The sequence below is a fragment of the Microbacterium sp. 2MCAF23 genome, assembly GCF_052115565.1.
Taxonomy (GTDB): domain Bacteria; phylum Actinomycetota; class Actinomycetes; order Actinomycetales; family Microbacteriaceae; genus Microbacterium.
The window spans coordinates 192,051-217,544 of record NZ_JBFRGY010000011.1 but is presented as its reverse complement, the minus strand read 5'-3'; the positions used below and the strand labels follow the sequence as shown (position 1 = coordinate 217,544).

The window sequence follows — 25,494 nt, the reverse complement described above, 5'->3', positions numbered from 1 at the left end:
AAAGGCCGGTGGCGGGCGTCTTCGACCGCCGTTGCCTCATGTTGGCACTCGGCGAGAGCGATACCAACAACCTTTCGAAGGCGGCTGTCTGGGATCTCAGACTGAGGTCTCGCTCGTTCGTCAGAGCGGGGGTTCAGGCCGGGTCCAGCACCAGGCGGTAGCCCATGCCCTGTTCGGTGAGCAGGTGCTCCGGCGCGCTCGGAGTGCGCTCGAGCTTCTTGCGCAGCTGCGACAGGTACAGCCGCAGATAGCCGGTGTCGGTGATCTGCTCGGTGCCCCAGATCTCGCGCAGCAGCTCTTGCCGCGTCACGAGCGCGCCGGGGTGGCGGGCCAGATGCTCCAGGATCTGCCACTCCGTGGGAGTGAGGTGCACGCGGGATCCGCCGCGCGTCACGGCCTTGGCTGCCAGATCCACCTCCACCTCGCCGAAGGCGACCGACGACTCGGCCGGTGCTCCGCCGCGGCGGCGGGCGAGGGCGCGCAGCCGCGCGAGCAGCTCGTCGATCTGGAACGGCTTGGTGACGTAGTCGTCGGCGCCCGCATCGAGGGCCTCGACCTTGTCGGCGGATCCGGTCCGGCCCGACACGACCAGGATCGGCACGTCGCTCCAGCCGCGCAGCGCCTCGATCACGGCGATCCCGTCGAGCTTCGGCATGCCGAGGTCGAGCAGCACGATGTCGGGGTGGGCCTGCGCGGCCATCGCGATCGCGGCGGCGCCGTCGGGGGCGGCGATCACGTCGTAGCCGTGCGCGGCGAGCGTGATCCGCAGGGCGCGCACGAGCTGCGGGTCGTCGTCGGCGACGAGCAGTTTCATCGAGGATCTCCGTCCGTCGTGGGGCTCTCGCCGTTCGAAGCGCGCAAATGGTCGTATTCCGTGCCCGGATACGGCAAAGTGCGCGCTTCGAAACCAGCATCCGCGAGCGGCAGCGACACCACCATCGTGAGGCCGCCGCCGGGGGTGTCCTCGGCCGTCAGCGTACCGCCCATGCCCTCGGCGAAACCGCGGGACAGGGCGAGGCCGAGGCCGAGCCCCGTCGTGTTGTCGGTGTCGCCGTGGCGCTGGAACGGCAGGAACGCGCTCTCGCGCTGGTCCTCGGGGATGCCCTCGCCCCGGTCGGCCACGCGGATCTCCGCGCGCTCGCCGAGGCGGCTCGTCGACACGATCACGCGGACGCCGTCGGGCGAATGCCGGACGGCATTGGTGAGCAGGTTCACGAGCACGCGCTGCAGCAGCACCGGATCCGCGCGCAGCGCCGGCAGCACCGGATCCAGGGCGAGCTCGACATCGGCGGGGCCGAGCGACAGCTCGTCCAGCGCCGAGACCACGCCGCTCGCAGCATCCACCCGGCCCAGCGACACCGCCAGCACACCGGCCTGCACGCGGCTGACATCGAGCAGGTCGGTGACCAGGCGTGACAGCGTGGCGAGGCTCTCGTCGGCGGTCTCGACGAGCTCGGCGCGGTCCTCCGCCGAGAGGCGGTGCGCACTGCGCAGTCCGCCGACCGCGGCGACGGCGGCGGCGAGCGGGCGGCGCAGGTCGTGGCTCAGGGCCGAGAGCAAGGCGCTGCGCACCTGATCGGTCTCGGCGAGCACCGCGGCCTGGCTCGCGGTCTCGCGCAGGTCGGTGTGCTCGATCGCGGCGGCGAGCTGCGCCACGATCGCGTCGAGCAGCCGGCGTCCCGCCACGTCGAGGTCGGCCCCGTGCAGCTCGAGGATCGCGCGCGGCTGTCCATCCGCTCCGATGCCGACCGGCACGGTCTCGACGCGCCCGGCGGCGGTCGATGCCGACGCCGATCCTGCTGCGGCGGATTCTCCGGCCGGGGATTCGCTCGGATCCTCGTCGCTCCGGGCGAGCGGCTCCCCGTCGGCGGCGATCACCGCGCCGTCGGGGGAGAGCAGCCGGATGCCGCTCAGTCCGAACGCCTCGCGTGCTCGTGCGACCAGGGCGGTGGGGGCGCTGTCGCCGCGCAGCACGTTGCCCGCCACCGCGGCGAGGAGCTCGGCCTCCCCGGCCGCGCGCTGGGCGGCGCGGGCGCGGCGGGCCGCCTGGTCCACGACGATGCTCACGAGCACCGCGATCACGACGTAGAGCGCGAGGGCGAGGGCGTGCAGCGGATCCGCGATCGTGACGGTGAACAGCGGATCGACGAAGAGGAAGTCCAGCGTGAACCCGCTCAGCACGGCGGCGAAGAGGGCCGGCCGCAGGCCGCCGATGAGCGCCACCACGACGACCAGCAGCTGGTAGCTGAGCACGTCGGTGGTGATGGATCCGGGTGCCTTGAGCGCGAACAGCAGCCAGGACAGCAGCGGCCCGCCGACCAGGGCCACGGCGAGGCCGATGAGCTGGCGCCGCCACCCGAGGGCTCCGCCGCTGATCGAGGGGAGCGGTCCGCGCCCGCCTGCGGCGGCGTGGGTGACGATGTGCACGTCGATGTCCCCGGAGCGGCGGATGATCTCCGCGCCGATGCCCGGGCCCGTGAGCGCCGCGGAGAGCCGGGAGCGCCGGCTCACCCCGATCACGAGCTGGCTGGCGTCGACGGACTGCGCGAACTCGACCAGCGCGCCCGGCACGTCGTCGCCCACGAGCTGGTGGTAGCTGCCGCCCAGGGATTCCACGAGGCCGCGCTGGGCGCTGAGTGCGCCAGGGCGGTCACCACGCAGGCCGTCCTGCGTGGTGACGTGCACGGCGAGCAGCTCACCGCCCGCCGAACGCGCCGCGATCCTGGCGCCACGGCGCAGCAGCGTCTCGCCCTCCGGTCCACCGGTGAGGGCGACGACCACGCGCTCCCTGGCCTGCCAGGCGCTGTCGATGCCGTGCTGGGTGCGGTAGCTGCGCAGCGCGCTGTCCACCTCGTCCGCCAGCCACAGCAGCGCCAGTTCTCGCAGCGCCGTGAGGTTGCCGAGGCGGAAGTAGTTCGACAGCGCCGCGTCGATGCGCTCGGCCGGATACACCTGGCCCGCGGACAGCCGGTCGCGCAGGGTCTGCGGGGCGAGATCCACGACCTCCACCTCGTCCGCGTCGCGGATGACCTCGTCCGGGACGGTCTCCTGCTGCACGACGCCGGTGATCTTCTCGACCACGGCGTTGAGCGACTCGATGTGCTGCACGTTCACCGTGGTGATCACGTCGATGCCCGCGTCCAGCAGCTCCTGCACGTCCTGCCAGCGCTTGGCGTTGCGGGATCCGGGCGCGTTGGTGTGCGCCATCTCGTCGATGAGCGCGAGCGCGGGCCGACGGGCGAGCACCGCGTCGAGGTCGAGCTCCTCGAGCTGCACCCCGCGGTGCGACACGACCCGACGCGGCACCTGCTCGATGCCCCGGGTCTGGGCGAGCGTCGCGTCGCGGCCGTGCGTCTCCACGATCCCGATGACCACGTCACGCCCGGCCTCGGCGAGACGTCGGCCCTCGCCGAGCATCTCGTAGGTCTTGCCCACACCCGGCGCCGCACCCAGCAGCACGCGCAGGCGTCCGCGGGATCCGGATCCCCCCTCGCGCCTCGCGCCCATCATCGCCTCGCTCACTGCAGGTGCTCTCTCGTCGCCGGTTCTCACCGCTGCAGGGCGTCGAGGGCCTGATTCAGCGCGAACACGTTCACCCGCTCCTCGCCGAGGAAGCCCGCATCGCGCGTTTGAATCCTAGACTCCACCAGCGAGCGGACGGCGGAGGCGTCCAGGCCGCGCGCCTCGGCGACCCGGTTCACCTGCAGCAGGGCGTACGCCGGGCTGATCTGCGGATCGAGACCCGACGCCGAGGCGGTGACAGCGTCCGCAGGGACCGCGGATGCGGCGACGTGCTCACGTGCCGCGATCGCCGCACGGCGCTCGGCGATCGCCTTGACGAGGTCGGGGTTGTTGGGGCCGAGGTTGCTGCCGCCCGAGGCCGTGGGGTCATAGCCGTTCTTGCCGGCCGCTGAGGGGCGGGGCTGGAAGTACTGCGGCAGCGCCTCGCCCTTGGCGTCGGTGAAGGACTGCCCGATCAGCGCGCTGCCGATCGGCGCGTCACCGCCGGCCCAGCCGCCGACGGGTCGCCCCTTCGCGTCGACGAGGGATCCGTTCGACTGCCAGGGCAGCGCGAGCTGGCCGATGCCGGTGATCGCGAGGGTGTACCCGACGCCGAAGAGGAGGGTGAGCACGAGCATCGCGCGGACGGCGACGCCGGTGAGGCGGACGGTGCCGCGGAGGTTCGACATGGTGTGCGTTCCTTTGGAGTCAGTGGCCGGCGTCAGAAGCCGGGGATCAGGGCGACGACGAGGTCGATGAGCTTGATGCCGACGAACGGGAGGATCACGCCGCCGATCCCGTAGATCAGCAGGTTGCGCTGCAGGATCTGCGACGCGCTCGCCGGCTTGTAGGTCACCCCGCGCAGGGCGAGCGGGATGAGGAAGACGATCACGACCGCGTTGAAGATGATCGCGCTCGTCACGGCGGAGGCCGGCGAGTGCAACTGCATGATGTTGAGCGCCGCGAGCCCGGGGAAAGCACCCATGAACATCGCCGGGATGATCGCGAAGTACTTGGCGATGTCGTTGGCGAGCGAGAACGTGGTGAGCGCGCCACGGGTGATGAGCAGCTGCTTGCCGATCCGCACGATGTCGATGAGCTTGGTCGGATCCGAGTCCAGATCGACCATGTTCCCGGCCTCCTTAGCGGCCGAAGTGCCCGTGTTCATCGCGACGCCGACGTCGGCCTGCGCGAGGGCGGGGGCGTCGTTGGTGCCGTCGCCCGTCATCGCGACGAGGCGGCCGCCCTCCTGCTCGCGACGGATCAGGGCCAGCTTGTCCTCCGGGGTGGCCTCGGCGAGGTAGTCGTCGAGGCCGGCCTCGGCCGCGATCGCCTTCGCCGTGAGCGGGTTGTCACCCGTGATCATCACGGTGCGGATGCCCATGCTGCGCAGTTCGCCGAACCGCTCAGCCAGGCCCTCCTTGACGACGTCCTTGAGGTGCACGACGCCGAGGATGCGGGTGCCCGCCTCGCTCAACGACCCCGAGGAGACCACGGCCACCATGAGCGGAGTGCCGCCCGACGCGGCGATCTCGTCGGCGAAGCGCGCGGCCTCGGCGGCGGCCGCCGCGTCGCCGGAGCCCTCCGACTCGATCCAGGCGCGGATCGCGGATCCCGCCCCCTTGCGGATCTGCGTCCCGTCGATCAGGTCGACGCCGCTCATGCGGGTCTGCGCGGTGAACGGCACGGTCTCGGCACCCTCGGGAGCGGCGACCACGATGCCGCGGCCCGCGGCGAGCTCGACGATCGACGCGCCCTCCGGCGTGGGGTCGGCGAGGGAGGACAGCGCCGCGGCGTGCAGCAACTCCTCCGCGGAGACCCCGGCGACCGGTCGGACGTCGGTGGCACGGCGGTTGCCGTACGTGATCGTGCCGGTCTTGTCGAGGAGCAGCGTGGTGACGTCGCCCGCGGCCTCGACCGCGCGGCCCGACATCGCCAGCACGTTGCGCTGCACGAGACGGTCCATCCCGGCGATGCCGATCGCGCTCAGCAGCGCGCCGATCGTGGTCGGGATCAGGCAGACGAGCAGGGCGATCAGTACCGGGATGCTCACCGGCGACGCCGAGTACGACGCGATCGGGTTGAGGGCCAGCACCACCACCAGGAACACGATCGACAGGCTCGCGAGCAGGATGTTGAGCGCGATCTCGTTAGGGGTGCGCTGGCGGTCCGCGCCTTCGACGAGCGCGATCATGCGGTCGACGAAGGTCTCGCCGGGCTGGGACGTGATCCGCACCACGATCCGGTCCGACAGCACCCGGGTGCCGCCGGTGACGGCGCTGCGGTCGCCGCCGGACTCGCGCACCACCGGGGCGCTCTCGCCGGTGATCGCCGACTCATCGACGGTCGCGATGCCGGCGACGATATCGCCGTCTCCGGGGATGGGCTCGCCCGCGACCACGATCACCACGTCGTCCCGGCGCAGGTCGGCGGAGGAGACCTCCTCGGTCGCCGCGCGCTCCGCCGTGGGATCGGTCGCGTCGTCGTAGCGGACCACGCGCCGGGACATCGTGCTCGTGCGCGTCTTGCGCAGAGTGGCCGCCTGCGCCTTGCCGCGCCCCTCGGCGACCGACTCCGCGAGGTTCGCGAACAGCACCGTGAGCCAGAGCCACACCGCGATCGACCAGGTGAAGCCGTTCGGGACGGGAGTGCCGCCCGAGGCCGCCGCGGCTGAACCGAGGAACGGCTCGGCGACCGCCAGCACGGTGGTGATCGCGGCGCCGGCCCACACGAGAAGGATGACGGGGTTGCGCAGCAGAGTGGCGGGATTCAGCCGGCGCAGCGCACCGGGTAGAGCCTGCGTGAGCTGGCTCCAGCCGAAGGCGCGCTGCGGGCGCTTCGGGGATCCGGATCCGTCGCCCGATGCGGGTTCGGGAGCGGGGTGGGTGAGAGCCTCGGGGCCACGGGGCCCCGGCTCAGGGACCGAGGGGGTCATGACGGTCATCGGACGAGTCCTTCTGCGAGCGGCCCGAGCGTGAGCACGGGGAAGTAGGTGAGGGCGGTGACCACGACGGACACTGCGATGAGGAGCCCGACGAACTGCGGGCGGTGCGTGGGCAGCGTTCCGGCCGTCTCCGGCACGTGCTGCTGCCGGGCCAGGGATCCGGCGAGAGCCAGCACGAACACGATCGGGACGAACCGTCCGAGCAGCATCGCGACGCCGAGCGCGGTGTTCAGCCAGGGGGTGTTCGCGGTGAGGCCGGCGAAGGCGGATCCGTTGTTGTTCGCCGCCGAGGTGAAGGCGTAGAGCACCTCGCTGAGCCCATGCGGCCCGGGGTTGAGGATCGAGGTCTTCTCCACATCGGCGCGGATCGGCGGGATCGCGAAGCTCAGGGCGGTGCCGGCCAGCACCAGGGTCGGCGTCACCAGGATGTAGAGGCTGGCGAGCTTGATCTCACGCGGACCGAGACGCTTGCCCAGGTACTCCGGGGTGCGGCCGACGAGCAGCCCGCCCACGAACACCGCGATCACGGCGAGCATGAGCATGCCGTACAGCCCGGACCCGACGCCGCCGGGCGCGACCTCGCCGAGCATCATGTTGATCATCGGCATCATGCCGCCGAGCGGGGTGAACGAGTCGTGCATCGCATTGACCGCACCGGTAGAGGTGAGCGTGGACGCGGTGCCGAAGAGCGTGGATCCGAGGATCCCGAACCGCTGCTCCTTGCCCTCCATAGCGGATCCGGCGAGCTGCGTGGCCGTACCGCCGCCACTGAGTTCGAAGGCGCTCAGTGCGATCAAGGAGACCAGGAAGATCGTGCCCATCACGGCCGCGATCGCGTAGCCCTGGCGGTGGTCGCCGACGATCCGGCCGAACGTGCGCGGCAGCGCGAACGGGATCGCGAGGATCAGGATGATCTCGAGCAGGTTCGTCCACGGCGTCGGGTTCTCGAACGGGTGCGCGGAGTTGGCGTTGTAGAAGCCGCCGCCGTTGGTGCCGAGGAGCTTGATGGCCTCCTGCGAGGCGACCGGTCCTCCGGGGATCGCCTGCGCGGTGCCGGCGAGCGTGTGCACCTCGGTGAAGCCGGACAGGTTCTGCACCACGCCGCCGGCGATGAGGGCGAGCGCCGAGAGCACGGCGAGGGGAAGCAGCAGGCGGATCAGTCCGCGGATGAGGTCGACCCAGAAGTTGCCGATCGTGGCGCTGCCGCGACGGGCGAAGCCGCGCACGAGAGCGATGGCGATCGCGATGCCGACCGCGGCCGAGGTGAAGTTCTGCACGGCGAGGCCGGCGAGCTGGACGAGGTGGCCCATGGTCTGCTCGGGCGAGTACGACTGCCAGTTGGTGTTGGCGACGAACGAGGCGGCCGTGTTGAACGCGAGGCCCTCCGGCACCGCGGGCAGGCCGAGCGAGAGCGGCAGGACCTGCTGCACGCGCTGCAGCAGGTAGAGCAGCAGCAGGCCGACGACGGAGAACGCGAGCACGCTGCGCGCGTAGGCCCTCCAGGTCTGCTCGGACGACGGATCAACGCCGATGAGGCGGTAGAGGCCGCGCTCCACGCGCAGATCCTTGGCGCCGGTGTAGACGCGGGCCATGTAGTCGCCAAGGGGGCGGTACAGCAGCACGAGGACGACGATGAGCGTGGCGGCCTGGAGCACGCCGAGCCAGAGGCCGGCGCTGTCGAGTGACGCGGCGCCCATCAGAACTTCTCCGGGGCGACGAGGGCGACCACGAGGTAGCCGATCGCGGCGACGGCGAGGACAGCGGCGATGATCTCGATGACGATCACAGCTTCTCCACCCCCTTCGCGATCAGTGCGACCAGGGCGAACAGCGCGAGCGTTCCCGCGACGTAGATGATGTCGAGCACGGATCCGATCGAACCGGTCCTGAGAGCGCCGGATCGGGATCCTCACGACTCCCTCACGCGCCGCTGCGGGATCCATGCACCTTCCGCACGGACCGGTGCCGAGTGCGGGCCCGCCGGAGGCGCGCCAGGGGATGATGGACGCATGACGCGACGTGCGCACCCGCCGGATCCGCTCGATCCGCGCCGCTCCAGCCGTGCGATCGGCTGGCAGGTCGCCGGGGTCTCGGCCGTTCTCGTGCTCGTCGGCGCCGCGCTCGCTATGGGCTACCTGTTCTGGCAGACCAGGCCGGCAGAGGAGGCGGGGGTCGATCCGGGCAGCGTCCGCGTGTTCGTGGAGCCGGCCAACCTCGTGATCGCCGGCCTGGTCGTGGGTGTCGGCGCAGTGCTGTGCGCCGGCGGTGCGGCCTGGCTCATCGCCCGCCGCGCGGTCCGCCCGCTTGCAGAGGCCGCCCGCATCCAGGAGCGGTTCGTCGCCGATGCCAGTCACGAGCTGCGCACCCCGCTCGCCGTGTTGAACGCGCGGGCGCAGCACCTCGCGTTGCTCACGCCCGCGGACGACCCCCGCCACGAGATCGTCGGAGCGCTGCGCGCCGACGCCCGGATCATGTCGGGCGTGGTCGATGACATGCTGGCCGTCGCGACCGGCGCGCCCGCCCGCCGCGGCAGCTGCGTGGTCGCCGACGTGCTGACCGAGGTCGCGGCCGACCTCGCCGTGCTTGCCGCGCAGCGCGAGGTCTCGGTGCGGGTCGAGCTCCCGGCGAGTGCCGTCCCGGGGCCGGTCGTCGCGGCGCTGCCGGAATCGGAACTGCGCCGCTGCCTGGTCGCGCTGCTCGACAACGCGATCGATCACTCCCCGTCGAACGGGACGGTCGTGGTCTCGGCGGCGACCGAGGACGACATGGTGCGCGTCACCGTCCTGGACGGCGGATCCGGCATCGTCGGGATCGCGCCGGAGCGCATCTTCGACCGCTTCGCTCATGGCGCGGCGACGGCGCGGGAATCCGACGACGTCGCACGCACACGGTCCGGCATCGGACTTTCGCTGGTGAAGGAGGTCGTCGAGCGCCACGGCGGAGACGTGCGGGTCGTGCGCACCGGGCCCGAGGGCACCGCGTTCGCGCTGAGGGTGCCGCTCGCGGAGGGTGCGCGATGACGGGGCGGCTGCTGCTGGTCGAGGACGATCCGCGTCTCGGGCCGATCATGGGTGACGTGCTCGGATCCGAATGGCGCGTCGATCTGAAGGGGACCGCCGAGGAGGGGCTGGCGGCGGCGCTCGCCGCGCGCTACGACGTGATCGTCACGGATCGGCGGCTGCCCGGCATGAGCGGCGAGGAGCTGGTGCGCGAGCTGCGCCGGCGCCGGGTGGCGACGCCGATCCTGATGCTCACAGCGCTGGGCGAGGTGCGTGACCGGGTCGATGGCCTCGACGCCGGCGCCAACGACTACCTCGTCAAGCCCTTCGAGTTCGAGGAGCTGAGCGCGCGGCTGCGGGCGCTGACCCGCGACTACGGCGGACCGGAGGAGGGCCTCGCGATCGGCAGCTGGGTCTTCCACCCCGACGATCAGAGCATCGAGTCGCCGTACGCGGGGCGGATCCTGCTCACCGAGGCCGAGAGCGCGTTCCTGCACGTGCTGGCCGCCGAACCGGAGCGGACGTTCTCCCGCGAGTATCTGCTGCAGGCCGTGTTCGCCCGCGGCGAGAGCCTCACCACGGTGGAGACCTACGTGCACTACCTGCGACGCAAGACCGATCGCGACCTCATCCAGACCGTCCGCGGCGCCGGCTACCGCCTCGGCACACCGGCCTGATCGACGGCGACCCAGACGATCCCGGCTCAGGCGCCGAGATCCTTCAGCAGGGTCGCGAGCTCGGCCTGCTGCGCGGCGGGCGCCGCGGCTTTCACCCCCGGATGATCGATCGCGTAGGTCTTGAGGATCGCGTCCATCTGCTGATCCAGGAACGTCCAGGCGGTCTGGTCGGCGGCCTGCAGCGCGTTCGCGTCGGCGTCCCACGCGTCGCGCATCTTCTGAACGGTGGCATGCGATGCGGACGTATCGCCCGCCGCATCCTGCTTCGTCGCGGTCTGCGCGAGCGCGATGTACTTGGCGACCGCCTCCTTCGGCAGATGCGCGGTGACCTGCTGCGGCGAGAGAGAGGCGACCGGACCGGTCGAAGCGCCGTCGTCGGCTGCCGCGGCCGCCTGGTGGGGCGCGAGTGAGGCGACGGTGAGGATCACGGCGGTGGCGACGCCGAGGGCGACGAATCCGATCAGGCCGATCCGTTCGCGCTGCGGGCTGGTGAACACTCGGGAGACGTGGGTCGCGTCGTAGGTCTCCACCACGTCGCGGCGGCTGATCGCGAGGTAGATCACGGTGGCCAGGATCAGCCCGAGGAAGATGATGCTCGTGGCGAAGGTGCCGAGGCCCAGGCCGACCGGCTCGCCCGGGTTCGCGGCCTGCGTCGGGGAGCCGAGGAAGTCGCCGATGTTGGCGCCGAGCGGCCGCGTCAGGATGTAGGCCAGCCAGAACGACAGCACGGGGTTCGCTCCACCACGCCACAGCGCGGTGATCGCGAGGATCAGTCCGAGCGGCAGCAGCACGGCGACCCCGGGGCTCCAGCCGGTCAGCTCCAGCGTCCAGTCCCCGGTCGCGGTGCCGAGTGCGAACGTCACGAGCACGGTGAGCCAGTAGAACGCCTCGCGCGGGCGGGTGTCGATGGAATGGATCGACAGCGTGCGCTCCCGGGCCCACCAGATCCCGAACACGGCCGCCAGCAGCACCGAGAACACGGCGGAGGAGACCCACAGGGGCACGCCCAGCTGGTCGGTCAGGATGTCGGTGTACAGGGTGCCGGTGATCGAGATGACCACGACCGTCAGCCAGTACGGGAACGGCGAATACCGCTTGAGGCTCAGCTGCACCGCGAGGACCACGACGAGCACGCCCGTGAAGATCCACGCAGTGTTGCCCAGGCCGACGCCGAGTGTGAGGTTGATCCAGTCCGCGAAGCTCTCGCCGACCGTGGTGCACAGGATCTTGATGATCCAGAACCAGATCGTGACCTCGGGGACCTTGTTCAGCAGGCGTCCCGCGGTCGCCGCTCTCGCAGTGCTCGTCGTCGTCATGCTTCGACGCTAGGAGCGAGGCACCAAGGACCCGCCAAGGATCCGATGACGCCCCGGGTCAGCGCACGAGCGAGCGCAGTCGTCGCAGGGCGACCGAGAGCACGGCGATCCCCGGCCGGGGGACTGCGGAGGCAGCGGCGAGGGCTGACGCGGCACGCTGCGCCGTGCTGCCGCCGCCCTCGAGCCACCGGGCGTACCGCTCGTCGAGCTCGACGTCGCCCGCGTGGGTCTGCACCGAGGCGGTCAGGTCCACGAGCACGGCGTACAGGTCGTCGCGCAGGGACGCGCGGGCCATCGACTGCCAGCTGTCGTCCTGCGGCAGCCCGGAGACGCTGGTCAGCAGATCGTCGAAGCGGATCTCCCCGGAGAGCAGGAAGTAGGTGCGCGCGACGTCTTCGAGATCCCAGCCTCTGGCCTGGGCGAGCTCGATCACGTCGAGCAGTCGCAGCGCCTCGAGCAGCCTGGCGCCGCGGTGCGCGAGATCCTCGGGCACTCCCGCGGCCGCGAGCGCCGCCTGCCGTGCGGCGAACTGAGCCGCCTCGTCTCCGTGGAAGAACCCGGCGAGCCGTTCGGACAGGATCCGCACCGGCTCGGCGAACCGGGCGATCTCGGCGCCGATGTCGACGCCTTCGGAGCGGTGCTGCACGAACCAGCGCGCGGCGCGGTCGAGCAGGCGGCGGAAGTCGAGGTACAGCCGGGTCTGGGTGGCGGTGTCGACGAGGTTGTCGGTGGCCTCGACCGCGACGACGAAGCCGCGCAGGTCGAAGATCTCCCGCGCCGCGACGTAGGCCCGGGCGATCTGCTCGGCGGTGGCGCCGGTCTCCGCGGCCGCGCGGTCGGCGAACGTGATCCCGCCGCGGTTGACCATCGAGTTCACGACCGTGTTCACGATGATCTCCCGGCGCAGCGGATGCTCGGCCAGGCGCTCGCCGAACCGCTCGCGCAGCGCGCTCGGGAAGTACTCCGCGAGGGTCTCCGCGAACCAGGGGTCGTCGGCGAGGTCGGTCGCGGCCAAGTCGGTCTTGAGGGCGAGCTTCGCGTAGGCGACGAGCACGGCGAACTCCGGTCGGGTCAGCCCCTCGCCGGCCTCCACGCGCTCCTGCACCGTGAGCCGGTCGGGCAGGAACTCGATCTCGCGGTCGAGCTCGTCGCGCGCCTCCAGGGTCTCCATCAGCCTCTCGTGCACGGGCAGCATGATCGCGGCGTTCGCGCGGGAGTTGCCGAGGAGGACGTTCTGCTCGTAGTTGTCGCGGAGCACCTGCACGGCCACTTCGTCCGTCATCGATGCGAGCAGGGCGTTGCGGTCCTCGATGCTCAGCGTTCCCTCGCGCACGAGTGCGCCGAGCAGGATCTTGATGTTCACCTCGCGATCGGAGGTGCCGACACCGGCGGAGTTGTCGATGGCGTCGGTGTTGATCTGCACGCCCGCGTGCGCCGCCTCGATGCGGCCGCGCTGACTGACCCCGAGGTTGCCGCCCTCGCCGACGACGCGCACCCGGAGGCTGCGCCCGTCGACGCGGATCGCGTCGTTGGCGCGATCGCCGATCTCGGCGTGCGACTCGGTCGACGCCTTCACGTAGGTGCCGATGCCGCCGTTCCAGAGCAGGTCGACGGGGGCGAGCAGCACCGCGCGCTTGAGCTCGTTCGGAGTGAGCGCCGTCACCGCGTCGTCGAGTCCGAGCGCCGCCCGCATCTGCGGCGACACCGGGATCGACTTCGCGCTGAGCGGGAAGGCGCCGCCGCCCGCGGAGATCAGCGCCGGGTCGTAATCGCCCCAGGACGAGCCGGGCAGGCGGAACAGCCGCAGTCGCTCCGCGAAGGACACGGCGGGATCCGGATCCGGATCGATGAAGACGTGACGGTGGTCGAACGCGGCGATCAGCCGGATGTGCTCGGACAGCAGCATCCCGTTGCCGAACACGTCGCCGGACATGTCGCCGATGCCGACGACGGTGAAGTCCTCGGTCTGGGTGTCCGTGCCCAGCTCACGGAAGTGCCGCTTGACCGACTCCCACGCGCCGCGCGCCGTGATACCCATCGCCTTGTGGTCGTAGCCGACGGAGCCGCCCGAGGCGAAGGCGTCGTCGAGCCAGAAGCCGTACTCCTGGGAGATTCCGTTCGCGATGTCCGAGAACGTGGCGGTGCCCTTGTCGGCGGCCACGACGAGGTACGGGTCGTCGCCATCACGTCGCACCACGCGATCGGGCGGCAGGATCCCGTCGGCCGTGCGGTTGTCGGTGAGGTCGAGCAGCCCGCGGATGAACGTCCGATAGGCGGCCTTGCCCGCCTCCAGCCACGCACCGCGATCGGCGGCGGAGTCGGGCAGCCGCTTGCCGACGAACCCGCCTTTCGAGCCGGTCGGCACGATCACGGCGTTCTTCACCATCTGCGCCTTGACCAGCCCGAGCACCTCGGTGCGGAAGTCCTCGCGCCGGTCGCTCCAGCGCAGGCCGCCGCGGGCGACCGCGCCGAAGCGCAGATGCACGCCCTCGACCTCGGGGGAGTAGACCCAGATCTCGACCATCGGCCGGGGCGCGGGAAGATCCGGCACCCGCTTGCTGTCCAGCTTCATCGACACCCACGGCTTCGGCTGCCCGTCGGCGCTCTGCTGGTAGAAGTTGGTGCGCAGGGTCGCGTCGATCACGCCCAGGAACGCGCGCAGGATCCGGTCGTGGTCGAGGCTCGCGACGCCGTCCAGCCCCTGGAGCACGCGCTCCCGGATGCGGGCCTGCGCGTCCGGATCCGCTGCGTCCGGGTCGAAGCTCGCCGCGAAGAGGTGCACCAGCGACACCGCGATCGTCGGGTTCGTGATCAGCGCTTGGTCGATGTAGCCCGTCGAGAACGCGGATCTGATCTGCCGCAGATAGCCGCCGATCGCGCGCAGGATGACGATGTCGCGCCAGTCCAGCCCCGCGTGCACGACCAGCGCGTTGAGGTTGTCGTTCTCCGCGGCGCCCGTCCAGATCGCAAGGAACGCCTCCTCGAACTGCGCCGCCCGCGTCTCGTCGCCCCAGAGTGCCGCATCGGACAGCCGCAGGCCGAAGTCGGAGATGTGCCGCCGGGTGCCGTCCGGGAGCGTGACGGTGTGCGGGCGGTCGTCGACGACCTCGACGCCGAGCGCGGTGAGCATGGGCAGCACCTCGGCGAGCGGGCGCGGATCCACGCTCACCACGGTCAGGAAGCGGCGCGTCTCATCGTCGCCCTCGGCGTACAGGTGCACGGCGACGCCTCCGGATTCGTCGAGCCGTTCCAGTCGCTGCACATCGCCGAGGGCCTCCTCGGGCGTCGCGAACTCCTTGTACGACTCCGGGAAGGCCGCGCTGTAGCGGGCGTGCAGGGTTCCGGCGGTCTCCTCGTCGTATGCGCCGTGCAGCGCGTCGACGAACTCCGAGTCCCAGGTGCGCAGGGCGGCCGCGAGACGGGCGTCGAGGTCGGCGGGGTCGACCGCGGGGATGTCGCGGTCCTTCGGCATCCGCATCACGACGTGCAGCTGAGCGAGCGGCGACTCGCCCACCTTCGCGGTGTACTCGAGGGCGTCGACGCCGTAGGCGTCCTTCAGCAGCGCCTCGATCCGCAGCCGCACGGGGGTGTTGTAGCGGTCGCGCGGCAGCAGGACCAGCGCCGACACGAACCGGCCGAACTCGTCGCTGCGCGCGAAGATCGCCGCGCCGCGCCGCTCACGCAGCCGGCTGATCCGGGTGGCGACCGCGAGCAGGTGCTCCGGGGAGTCCTGGAACAGCTCGTCGCGGGGGTAGTCCTCGAGGATCTGCTCCAGCTCCTTGGCCGAGTGCGACCCCGGCGCGTGGCCGGAGGCCGCCAGAACCTCGGTCACCTTCGCGGCGACGATCGGCAGGGCGGTCACGGAGGAGGCGTAGGTGATCGACGTGAACAGGCCCAGGAAGCGGTGCTCCCCGGTCACGTTCCCCGCCTCGTCGAACGAGCGCACTCCGATGTAGTCGAGGTAGACCGGTCGGTGCACGGTGGAGCGCGAGTTGGCTTTCGTGATCGTCAGGATCCGCGGCTCATGCGCGGTCGCGCGGGCCTCGGGGCGCAGATGCACGACGCGGCTCGGCGCATCCCGGAGGATGCCGAGGCCGGTGTCGTCGATGGGGCGGAGCACGTCCTCCCCGTCGATCGCTTCCAGCGCGTAGGCGCGGTAGCCGAGGAAGGTGAAGTGGTCGTCGGCGAGCCAGCTCAGGAACTCGGTGCTGCGGGCGATCTCCGCGGGAGCGGCGGTCGGCGGCGGGGACGTGCGCAGCCCCGTCACGATGTCGAGGCAGGTGCGTCGCAGCACGCCCCAGTCCGCGACCGCGGCGTGCACGTCGGCGACGACGGAGAGGATCCGGGAACGCAGCGCCTCACGCTGTTCGGCCGTGGGGATCCGGTCGGTCTCGAGGTGCATCCACGACTCCGACCGGCCGCCGAGGCCGCCGACCTCGAGCAGCCGGCCCTCGTCGTCGCGGCGGACGGCGACGACCGGGTGCAGGAGCAGGTGGACGGTGGGCCCCTCCCCGGCGATGGCCGCGGCGACGGAGTCGACCAGGAAGGGCACGTCGTCGGTGCAGATCTGCACGATCGTCCGCCGCGAGGTCCAGCCGTTCTCCGCGATGGTCGGCGTGAAGACGGCGACCCGCGTCTCGCCGGAGTGACGCCCCTCAGCGAGGTCGACCATCGCGGTCAGCGCCCCCGTGACGTCGCGGGGATCCCGGTCCTCCAGGCCGTCCTGCGGGAGCCTGCTGCGGAGCCGGTCGATCAGAGCAGTGGTCTCGGGCATCGTCGTCCTTCCGCCGCCGCGCGGTGGTCGTTCACCCGCGGTCAGCCCGAGTGTCCCGCCGGGCGGGCGTCATGTCAACGGCTGCCCGGCGCCGGCGCTCAGCCCAGCTCGGGCGGGCCCGCCGGGCGCTGCACCCGACGCGCCGGCTTCGTGTTGTCGTCGCCGTAGAGGGGGCGACCGCCGCGCTGCTGGCCGGGCACCGGCCGGGAGCGGCGTCCGTAGATGAGCTCGGACGAGTCGAGCAGCCAGGGCACGAGCGTGATCGTGACGCCGTGCACCATCATCAGCTGGTTGGCCACACGCCGGGCGCGCCGGTTGTGCAGGATCGACTCCCACCAGTGCCCCACGATGTACTGCGGCAGATACACGGTGACCACGGCCGGACCGTGCTTCTGCCGGTACTTGCTGATGTAGGCCTCGACGGGGGCCGCGTAGTGGCGGAACGGAGACTCCACGATCACCAGCGGGATCGGGATCCGATGCTGCTGCCAGTCCTTCTGCAGCTGCACGCCGTCCTCCGGGTTGGCGGCCACGTGCAGCGCGATCGTTTTCTGGTGCTTGGCCGCGATGGCGTAGTCGATCGCCTTGATCACCGGCTTCTGCAGCCGGTTGACGAGGATGATCGCGACGTCGCCCTCGGATCCGAAGTGGGTCGTGTCGTCGATCGCGATCTCGTGCTCGACGTCGCGGTAGTAGCGCTTCACACCCATCATGAGGAGGGCCAGCAGCGGGATCGCGATGAACACCATCCATGCGCCGTGCGTGAACTTGGTGATGGTGACGATCACGAGCACCGCGATCGTCATCGACGCGCCGAGGGAGTTGATCGCAAGACCCGTGTAGGCCGTGCGGCGTACAGGCAGCGCATCCTTCACGCTCATGGTCTTGGTGCCGGCCAGCAGCCGTCGCCAGTGCCGCACCATGCCGACCTGGCCGAGCGAGAACGACACGAACACGCCGATGATGTACAGCTGGATGAGGTTCGTCAGATTCGCCTGGAACAGCACCAGCACGCCGATCGCGGCGATGCCGAGCAGGATCATGCCGTTCGAGAACACCAGGCGGTCGCCGCGGGTGTTCAGCGCCTTGGGAGCGTAGCCGTCGCGCGCGAGGACGGCGCCGAGCAGCGGGAAGCCGTTGAACGCCGTGTTGGCGGCGAGCAGCAGCACGCAGGCGGTCGCGGCCTGGATGATGAAGAACGGCAAGGATCCGCCGCCGAACACCGCCGAGGCGATCTGCGCCATGAGGCTCTGCTGCGGAGTCCCGCAGGCGTAGCCGACCAGGTCGCGGCAGGGGTTCTCCGCGTAGTGCACCTGCGTGATCAGGCCGAGGGCGGTGAGTCCGGTGAACAGCAGGATGGCGATGCCGCCCATCATGGCGAGTGTCGCCTGCGCGTTGCCGATCTTGGGGATGCGGAAGGCCTGCACGCCGTTGGAGACGGCCTCGACGCCGGTCAGGGCCGAACAGCCGCTGGAGAAGGCGCGCAGCACGAGCAGGATGACCGCCGCGTTCGCGAGCTGGTCGCCGTGCATCGCGTACTGCGAGCTCGCGGCGACCGGCACGTCGCCGAGGAACGTGCGCACCAGGCCGGTGACGATCATGACGCCGACGGATCCGATGAAGATGTAGGTCGGGACCGCGAAGAACGTCGAGGCCTCGCGCACGCCGCGCAGGTTCACGATCACGATGAGGATCACGAAGCCCACGGCGAGCTCGACGCGGAACGGATCGAGCTGCGGCACCGCGGAGATGATGTTGTCCACGCCGGACGCGATCGACACCGACACCGTCAGGATGTAGTCCACGAGCAGCGCCGCCGCCACCACGACGGCCGGGATCTCGCCGAGATTCTTGGCCGCGACCTCGTAGTCGCCGCCGCCCGAGGGGTAGGCCTGGATGAGCTTGCGATAGCTCAGCACGATGACGATCAGCAGCAGCACCACCGCTGCCGCGACCCACGGGGCGAACGTGAGGAACGCCAGACCGCCGAGGCCGAGGGTCATCAACATCTCCTGCGGACCGTAGGCCACGGAGGAGAGCGCGTCGGATGCGAAGATCGGCAGCGCCATCCGTTTCGGGAGGAGCTGTTCGTTCGCCTTCTCTGTGCTGAGCGGTTCGCCCAGCAGGATGCGTTTGGCTACCTGCGGGGCGTCGGCGCTCTCACGGCTGTCATTTGCCACGAGCGGCAAAGTTACGCCTGCAACGGGGCAGACGCAATTTCACGCGCGGGTTGTTGCATCACTGTTCCATCACTCTTTGCCCGCGACGGAGCTCGGGCGTATCCGGCGACGGTAATGGAGGGCGTTCTCCCGTCGTGCCGAAGTCCACGGAACTGTCGGCCATGTGTCGCTGACGCGACTGACCCTAGGTATTTACGAAATGGCCCTATATATTGTCTCGCAACCACACCGTCCGACGAAGGGCAGGACATGAGTTATCCACGCACGCGGCCGTTGAGCCGCAGAAGACTGACCGCGGCAACCATTGCCGTGGTCCTGGCCGCAGCCGGTTCCAGCCTGCTCGGCGCAATGCCGGGATACGCCGCCGGTGGCACCACCTATTACGTCGATGCGGCGGCGGGCGACGACACCGCGGCGGGTACGAGCGCGGCATCGCCCTGGCGTTCGCTTGACAAGGTCAATGCGACGAGCCTCTCGCCGGGCGACAGCGTTCTGTTCAAGGGGGGCTCGGTCTGGACCGGCAGCTTGACGGTGACGTCATCAGGAACCGCTAGCGCGCCGATCACGATCGGGTCCTACGGCGCGGGTCGAGGACGCATCGATGGAGGCGGCTCCGTGACCAACACGTTGACCGTGCGCAACGCGAGTTATGTGACCGTGCAGAACCTTGAGGTCACGAACTCCAGCTCGATCACGACGTCGACATCCAGCATCCGACGCGGCATCTATGTCGAGGCGAAGGACATCGGCGAGGTGGACGGCATCTCCATCCTGAACAACTTCGTCCACCTCGTCGACGGACAGGGAAAGTCGGGCGGCATCGGGGAGGGTGGCATCGCTGTCGGAGTGCGAGGGAACAGCGTGCAGACGTGGTTCGCCGGCACGCGCATCTCCGGGAACGAGGTCAGCGACGTCAATGCGTACGGCATCTCCACCTTCACGACCTGGTGCGGGGGGTGCGAAATCTACTCCGGGGAGACCGGGATTCCATCGACAGAGGTCTCGGGCACGCGCAAGCCGTTCACCGGCCTCAAAGTGGACCAGAACTACGTCCACGACGTCACCGGGGGCGGCATCACGCCGCAGTACGCCGACAACGCCGTGGTCGAGTGGAACACAGTCGATCGCGCCGCAAGCCACCAGCTCGTCGCCGGCGGGGGCAATGTCGGCATCTGGTGGCAGGGGACCAAGGGCATCGTCGTGCAGTACAACACTGTTCGCCGGACAGCTTTCGAGGGAATCTATTCCAACGCAGACGGACTCGCTTTCGACGCCGACATGGGCTCCCAGAACAGCGTGGTGCAGTACAACATCAGCGACAGCAACAACGGCGGGTTCTTCATGTGCTTGATCTCGGCCTACCAGAACCAGGTTCGCTACAACCTCAGCGTGAACGACAAGCGCCTCATCTTCCGCTTCCTCTCCGGCTGTGGCGGAACGCGAGCGCACAACAACACCATCTGGACATCGGCCGACCCCGGTCCGACGCTCACTTCGCCGGGGGTGAACGGCGCCCCCAAGCAGCTCGCCGGGATCGTGGCGACGGACACCTCGGGCAACTCGATCGCCCGCGGACAGGCCGTCGTCGACAACATCATCTACAACCCGTCCAACGCTCCGTACAACGTCTCCGGTGAGGTTGTCACTCCGTATTCGAACAACCTCTACTGGAACGGCACGTCGTCCACGACTCCGGCCTCCAACGACACGAGCGCGACCGTCGGCGACCCGCAACTGGCGAACACGTCCGCCACGCTGCCCTCTGGCGGGTTCATTACTTCCGCACAGTTCAACGCCTACATGGCGGCGTTCAGCCCTGCGGGCACATCGCCGGTGCGGAACAAGGGCGTCTCCGAGTGGGGGCAGACGAAGGACGCGCTCGGCAGCACGGTCCCCGTGGGGGCCGTCGACCTGGGTGCGATCCAGCACGTGGTCGGCGCGACCGCGACGTCTTCTCTCGGCACGTCGGCAGGTACCGTGGCGAATGTCGCCGACGGCGACGTGTCGACGTCATGGGCCACTGCGAATGGCGCGACCTTCCCCGGGGACGTCACGGTGCAGTACAACGACCCGCGCACGCTCGATGCAGTCACACTGGCGGTCGCGTTCGGGCAGGGACAGGGTCCCACCGCCGTGGACGTGCAGACGTGGAACGGGACCGGATGGCAGACGCAGCTCTCCAATGCGGCGATCAGCTGGTCGACCAACACCTCCGCCGTCGAGTACAAGCGGCTGACGCTCCCGGCCGCGGTGACCACCAGTCAGCTCCGGGTCATCATCAAGGCGGCGAACCTGACCTGGGGTCACGCGGCACTGAACGAGCTGTCGGCCTCCTACCGAGGCGTGGCGGCGACGAGCATGGGTGAGCTGTCGAACACCAACGTCACGTCTGCGCTGGTCGACAACAACCCCGCGACCTCCTGGGCTTCGGAGGGATCGACGCTCGGATACCTGCAGATCGACGGCCCGCCGGTGACGGCGAGCTCCATCACGCTGAGCGCGGCGTTCGGACAAGGGCAGGGCCCGACTCAGGTGTTCGTGCAGGCGCTGAACGGCGACACGGGAACATGGCAGACCGTCCTGCCGACGACCGCCGTCACGTGGTCCACCAACACGTCGACGGTCGAGTCCCGGACGCTCACGTTCATGGCCCCCGTCACGGCGACGAGGTTCGAAGTGCAGTTCTCCGCGGCGAACCTCACGTGGGGGCACGTGGCGGTGAACGACATCAGGCTGCAGTAGCGGTCGATCGGAGGGGGAGGGGTGTGGCCGGCGGCGCCCCTCCCCCTCTCGTCAGCCGATCTGCATGACCGTCGCGGTCACGTATTCCCGGCACAGTGCGATGCCGCCGAGTGCCACCGCGGACTGTCCCAGCTGTGAGATGCGCAGTTCGATCGGGAAGAGCGTGAGCGCTGCCACGGCTGCGCGCAGTGGGGCGAGCAGCCGCTCGCCGAGCTGCGCCACGCCGCCGCCGATCACGACGACCTCCGGATCGAGGGCGAGGCAGAGTGCCGCGATTCCTCGGGCGAGGTCGTCCGCGAACTTCTGCAGTTGTCGGAGTGCTTGCGGGTCGTCATGCGCGATGGCGTCGAGCGTCTGGTCCATGGATCCAGTTGCGTCCGCGAGCCTCCGGTGCGCGCTCGCCCAGCGGGTCGAAGGAAGGGCGCCGATCTCGCCGGCGCCGCCGTGCACACCGCGCGCGAGTCGACCGTCGATGATCATTCCCGCAGCCACCCGGTGCCCGACCAGCACGTTCACTGCGCTCTGCGTGCCCGCGGCGCTGCCCCAGGCGTGTTCACCGACGGTGGCGAGTTTGGCGTCGTTCTCGAAGATCACCCGCATCGAGCCGTATCGCCCCCGAATGCGAGCCGGCAGGTCGAACGTCTGCCATTGCGGTACGACCACCGTCAGGGCGATCCCGCCGTCTGCGCCGACGATCGCCGGCAGGCCCACGGTTAGGGCGACGACATCCTGTTCCTGGGCGTCTGCATCGGCCAGTGCGCTCGCCATCGCCTGCTGCACCGCGTCGAAGGCCGTCTCACCGTCCGTGAGGTCGATCTCAGAAGACCGCACGCTCGCCAGCGGCTCCCCGCGCAGGGTCGTGACGACGCACACGAATCCGTGGGGGCCCAGGTCGAGGCCGACCAGCACGTTGGCGCGGTCAGCGAGGGAATAGCGCTTGGCTGGCCGACCGGCGCGCTGGCCCAGCGGTTGTGCAGCCGTTTCGAGGATCCATCCGTCCTGAACAAGCTGCGCGAGAGCTCCCTCCACGGTGGGGCGGCTGAGGGCACATGCTGCGGCGATCTCGGCGACGGAGTGCTCACCGGGCTTGTCGAACAGGAACCGGAGCACGGCTCGCTCATTGATGCGTCTCAGCGTGGAGACTTCGCTTCCGTCCAGTTCCTGCACGAATCTCAGTATGTCGTGCGGGAGCGGCGGCTTTCGCGAAGAGGTCGTCATTCCGAAATTATACAAGGGCCCTATATAATTTGAGCGTTCGCCAGGAATGGAAGGCCAGCAAGAGGAGTCGCATGTCCACCCCAGTCCGTCTCGCTGTGGTCGGCGCAGGATCGCGCGGAACCAACTACGCACGGCTCGCCGCGGACGTCGGTGCCGTCGTCGTCGCGGTCGCCGAACCTGATCCGGTACGTCGGGAGCTCTTCGCCGCGGAGTTCTCCCTTTCGCCCGAGGCTGTGTTCGTCACATGGGAGGACCTGGTGGTCGCGCCTCGGTCTGCCGACGCGGTCGTCATCGCCACACAGGACCGCGGCCACACGGCCCCTGCGGTCGCGTTCGCGCATGCAGGTTTCGACATCCTGCTCGAGAAGCCGATCGCACCGACGGAGGGCGAAGCGACGCAGATCGTCGAGGCTGTCGAGGCGACGGGCGTGATCATGGCGGTGGGGCACGTGATGCGTTACAGCGACTACACGCGAGCCCTGAAAGAGCTGTTGAGGGCCGGCGCCATCGGAAAGATCGTGTCAGTGGAACACCTCGAGCCGATCGGATGGTGGCATTTCGCCCACTCGTACGTCCGAGGCAACTGGCGTCGCGAGGAGACATCGAGTTCCATGCTCATGGCCAAGTCGTCTCACGACCTTGACTGGCTCTCGTACATCGTGGGGCGTCCGGTGCGACGGGTCTCCTCCTTCGGGGGGCTGTATTGGTTCAGGCCCGAGAACAAGCCGGCCAAGGCGGCGGACCGTTGTGTCGACTGCCCGCTTCAGAAGACCTGCGCCTACTCGGCGACGCAGATCTACGAGGGCTTCCTCGAGGATCCTTCGTATCGCGTGTGGCCCCTCGGCGTGCTCACGCCGAACCCCACCGCCGAGACCGTGCGGAACGCTCTGGAGACAGGACCCTACGGCGCATGCGTCTACAACGGTCAGAACGATGTCGCCGATCACCAGGTCGTGAATCTCGAGTTCGACGATGGATCGACGGCCGCCTTCACCGCGGTCGCGTTCACGCAGCTCGAGTTCCGCAAGACCCGCATCTTCGGGACGGAGGGATCCATCGACGGCGACGGCCAGAACCTCACGATCCTCGACTTCGCAACGGGACAGACGCGGATCCTGGACACGATGCCTGCAGGAGGCGCAAGCGCGGCGGATGGGCATGGCGGCGCCGATGGTCGTCTGGTGGAGGCGTTCCTGCATGCTGTCGCGGCCCGCGACGGTAGCGGCCTCTCGCCCGCACGTGAGAGTCTCGAGTCGCACCAGCTGGTGTGGGCGGCCGAACGCGCGCGCGAGCGCGGCGAGGTGGTGACGCTGTGACGACGGACGCACGTAAGTGGATCGACGACGGCCAGGTGCTGTCCGGTGCTGTCCACTACTTCCGCATACATCCCGACCTGTGGACCGATCGCCTGAAGCGCCTTGCGGCGATGGGTGCGACCCATGTCGAGACCTACGTCGCGTGGAACTTCCACGAGCGCGAGCGGGGGCAGGTCGATTTCGACGAGTGGCGGGACCTGCCGCGATTCATCCGTCTCGCCGAGAACGAGGGGCTTTCGGTCATCGTTCGGCCGGGGCCGTTCATCTGCGCCGAGTGGGACAACGGAGGCCTGCCCACCTGGCTGTTGTACGACGGAACAACCCCGCTGCGAACCAGCGACCCACGCTTCCTCGAGCCCGTCGACGCCTGGTTCGACATTCTGATTCCCCTTCTGGTGCCGCTGCAGAGGTCGCACGGGGGACCGGTCGTCGCGGTGCAGGTCGAGAACGAGTACGGATCCTTCGGTACGGATCGCGCGTATCTGGAGCATCTGCGCGACGGACTGAGATCGCGCGGCATCGACGTGCCGCTGTTCACCTCGGACGGACCGACGGACCTCATGCTCGACGCGGGGACGTTGCCTGACGTGGCCGCCACCGCGAACTTCGGGAGCGCTGCGAGTGAGGCAATGCGCGTCCTCGAGCGGCGCAGACCCGGTGAGCCGTTCCTGTGCGCCGAGTTCTGGGGCGGATGGTTCGATCACTGGGGTCGCGAGCACCACACGCGCCCCGCCGACGACTTGGCTGCGGCGATCGAGCCTCTCCTTGCCTCCGGTGGCTCCATCAACGTCTACATGGCGCACGGCGGCACAAGTTTCGGCACGTGGCCCGGGGCCAACATCGACCAGGGGATCTACCTGTCCACCGTGACCTCCTACGACTCGGATGCGCCCATCGGCGAAGCGGGGGAACTGACCGAGAAGTTCTGGGCGCTGCGGCGACTGTTCGGCTCCGCGACAGGCGCGTCCCTGCCCGAACCGCCACCGCTCCCCGAGCGTCAGCGAGCGCAGACCGCCCCGCTCGCCCCCGGAGCGGCGCTCCTCACTGCGCTCAGGGCTGCGTCATCCGGCGAGATCACTTCGCATCTGCCGCTCAGTCAGGAGGCGTTGCACCAAGCATCCGGTTTGACTCTCTACGAGGCGGATGTGCGAATACCTCTCGGCGACAGCACGCTGCGAGTACACGAGCCGCGTGATCGCGCCTGGGTTTTCGTGGACGGGGTGCTGCGGCATCGCGTAGACCGGAATGCCCTCGACGAGGGTCTGTCGTTGGTGGGGAACGGCGCGATCTCGCAAGTCTCGGTCGTTGTCGAGAACGAGGGGCGGGTGAACTTCGGGCGGCATATCGGCGAGGCGAAGGGGCTGCTGGGCGGGGTGAGTATCGATGCGCATGGCGTTTCGCGCCTCGTTCACGGCTGGACCCAGCGAGCCATCGACGTGCAGGCGCTGACCTCGCTCCCTGAGCTCCCGGCGCCCTCCGCGCAGGGCGGTCCCGGGACCTATCGCGCCGAGCTGATCTGCGCGCAGAGAGCCGACGCCTTCATCTCACTCCCGGGATGGGAGAAAGCCTACGTCTGGCTCAATGGTTTCCTGTTGGGACGCCTCGACGCTCGGGGGCCGCAACAGACGCTCTACGCGCCGGGGCCGTTGTGGGCGCTCGGACCGAACGTGGTCGAGGTCCTTTCGCTGGGGCGTCCCGGGGGTGACCTTCACGTTGCGGGACATCCCGTTCTCGATGGAAAGATCCCCGGGCTTTCATCCCTTGAACTGGGATAAATAGTTCCTCTTGTATTACGTAAGCCCCTTATGTAATACTTCCAGTGCAGGCC

At 69.6% G+C, this 25,494-nt stretch carries 15 protein-coding genes; 5 read left to right on the top strand and 10 right to left on the bottom strand.

Annotated features, from left to right (window positions below):
- Window positions 1-133: 133 nt before the first annotated feature.
- From AB4078_RS12760 to AB4078_RS12735, 6 genes are read right to left on the bottom strand one after another with little or no spacing between them, the layout of a single operon-like run.
- Window positions 134-814, bottom strand: a complete 681-nt coding sequence (locus AB4078_RS12760) for a response regulator (protein WP_440732995.1) — start codon at window positions 812-814, stop codon at window positions 134-136.
- The gene (locus AB4078_RS12755; RefSeq protein ID WP_441977542.1) at window positions 811-3,507 is read right to left on the bottom strand and encodes an ATP-binding protein; all 2,697 of its coding nucleotides are present in this window, start codon (window positions 3,505-3,507) and stop codon (window positions 811-813) included. The genes AB4078_RS12760 and AB4078_RS12755 overlap by 4 nt, the downstream gene beginning before the upstream one ends.
- 41 nt (window positions 3,508-3,548) lie before the next feature.
- On the bottom strand, window positions 3,549-4,190 hold the full coding sequence (kdpC, locus tag AB4078_RS12750; RefSeq protein ID WP_441977438.1) for a potassium-transporting ATPase subunit KdpC: 642 nt from the start codon (window positions 4,188-4,190) through the stop codon (window positions 3,549-3,551).
- 32 nt (window positions 4,191-4,222) lie between these two features.
- On the bottom strand, window positions 4,223-6,445 hold the full coding sequence (gene kdpB, locus AB4078_RS12745) for a potassium-transporting ATPase subunit KdpB (protein ID WP_441977437.1): 2,223 nt from the start codon (window positions 6,443-6,445) through the stop codon (window positions 4,223-4,225).
- Entirely contained in the window at window positions 6,442-8,142 is a 1,701-nt protein-coding gene (gene kdpA / locus AB4078_RS12740) for a potassium-transporting ATPase subunit KdpA (RefSeq protein WP_441977436.1), read from the bottom strand. The genes kdpB and kdpA overlap by 4 nt, the downstream gene beginning before the upstream one ends.
- Window positions 8,142-8,231, bottom strand: coding sequence for a potassium-transporting ATPase subunit F (locus tag AB4078_RS12735; RefSeq protein ID WP_292718460.1), 90 nt, complete (start codon window positions 8,229-8,231; stop codon window positions 8,142-8,144). Before AB4078_RS12735 ends, kdpA begins: the two co-directional genes overlap by 1 nt.
- Window positions 8,232-8,453: 222 nt before the next feature.
- Here AB4078_RS12735 and AB4078_RS12730 point away from each other — a divergent pair, with 222 nt between their 5' ends.
- Window positions 8,454-9,464, top strand: coding sequence for a sensor histidine kinase (locus AB4078_RS12730; protein ID WP_441977435.1), 1,011 nt, complete (start codon window positions 8,454-8,456; stop codon window positions 9,462-9,464).
- Entirely contained in the window at window positions 9,461-10,120 is a 660-nt protein-coding gene (locus AB4078_RS12725; protein WP_440733001.1) for a response regulator transcription factor, read from the top strand. Before AB4078_RS12730 ends, AB4078_RS12725 begins: the two co-directional genes overlap by 4 nt.
- Before the next feature lie 26 nt (window positions 10,121-10,146).
- Here AB4078_RS12725 and AB4078_RS12720 read toward each other — a convergent pair whose 3' ends face one another.
- From AB4078_RS12720 to AB4078_RS12710, 3 genes are all read right to left on the bottom strand, one after another.
- Window positions 10,147-11,436, bottom strand: coding sequence for a COG4705 family protein (locus AB4078_RS12720; RefSeq protein ID WP_441977434.1), 1,290 nt, complete (start codon window positions 11,434-11,436; stop codon window positions 10,147-10,149).
- Between the two features lie 58 nt (window positions 11,437-11,494).
- The gene (locus tag AB4078_RS12715; RefSeq protein ID WP_441977433.1) at window positions 11,495-16,210 is read right to left on the bottom strand and encodes an NAD-glutamate dehydrogenase; all 4,716 of its coding nucleotides are present in this window, start codon (window positions 16,208-16,210) and stop codon (window positions 11,495-11,497) included.
- A 98-nt stretch (window positions 16,211-16,308) separates the two neighbouring features.
- Complete coding sequence (locus tag AB4078_RS12710) at window positions 16,309-18,390, bottom strand: APC family permease (protein WP_441977432.1); 2,082 nt, start codon at window positions 18,388-18,390, stop codon at window positions 16,309-16,311.
- A 249-nt stretch (window positions 18,391-18,639) separates the two neighbouring features.
- Between AB4078_RS12710 and AB4078_RS12705 the strand changes: the two genes are divergently transcribed.
- Window positions 18,640-21,132 (top strand): discoidin domain-containing protein, encoded by a 2,493-nt coding sequence (locus AB4078_RS12705; protein ID WP_441977431.1) that lies wholly within the window; start codon window positions 18,640-18,642, stop codon window positions 21,130-21,132.
- A 51-nt stretch (window positions 21,133-21,183) separates the two neighbouring features.
- Here the strand turns inward: AB4078_RS12705 and AB4078_RS12700 are convergent, their stop codons facing one another.
- Window positions 21,184-22,350, bottom strand: coding sequence for an ROK family protein (locus AB4078_RS12700; RefSeq protein ID WP_441977430.1), 1,167 nt, complete (start codon window positions 22,348-22,350; stop codon window positions 21,184-21,186).
- A gap of 71 nt (window positions 22,351-22,421) precedes the next feature.
- On the opposite strand from AB4078_RS12700, the gene AB4078_RS12695 reads away from it, so the two are divergent.
- On the top strand, window positions 22,422-23,666 hold the full coding sequence (locus AB4078_RS12695; RefSeq protein ID WP_441977429.1) for a Gfo/Idh/MocA family protein: 1,245 nt from the start codon (window positions 22,422-22,424) through the stop codon (window positions 23,664-23,666).
- On the top strand, window positions 23,663-25,441 hold the full coding sequence (locus AB4078_RS12690) for a glycoside hydrolase family 35 protein (protein ID WP_441977428.1): 1,779 nt from the start codon (window positions 23,663-23,665) through the stop codon (window positions 25,439-25,441). The genes AB4078_RS12695 and AB4078_RS12690 overlap by 4 nt, the downstream gene beginning before the upstream one ends.
- Window positions 25,442-25,494 lie beyond the last annotated feature (53 nt).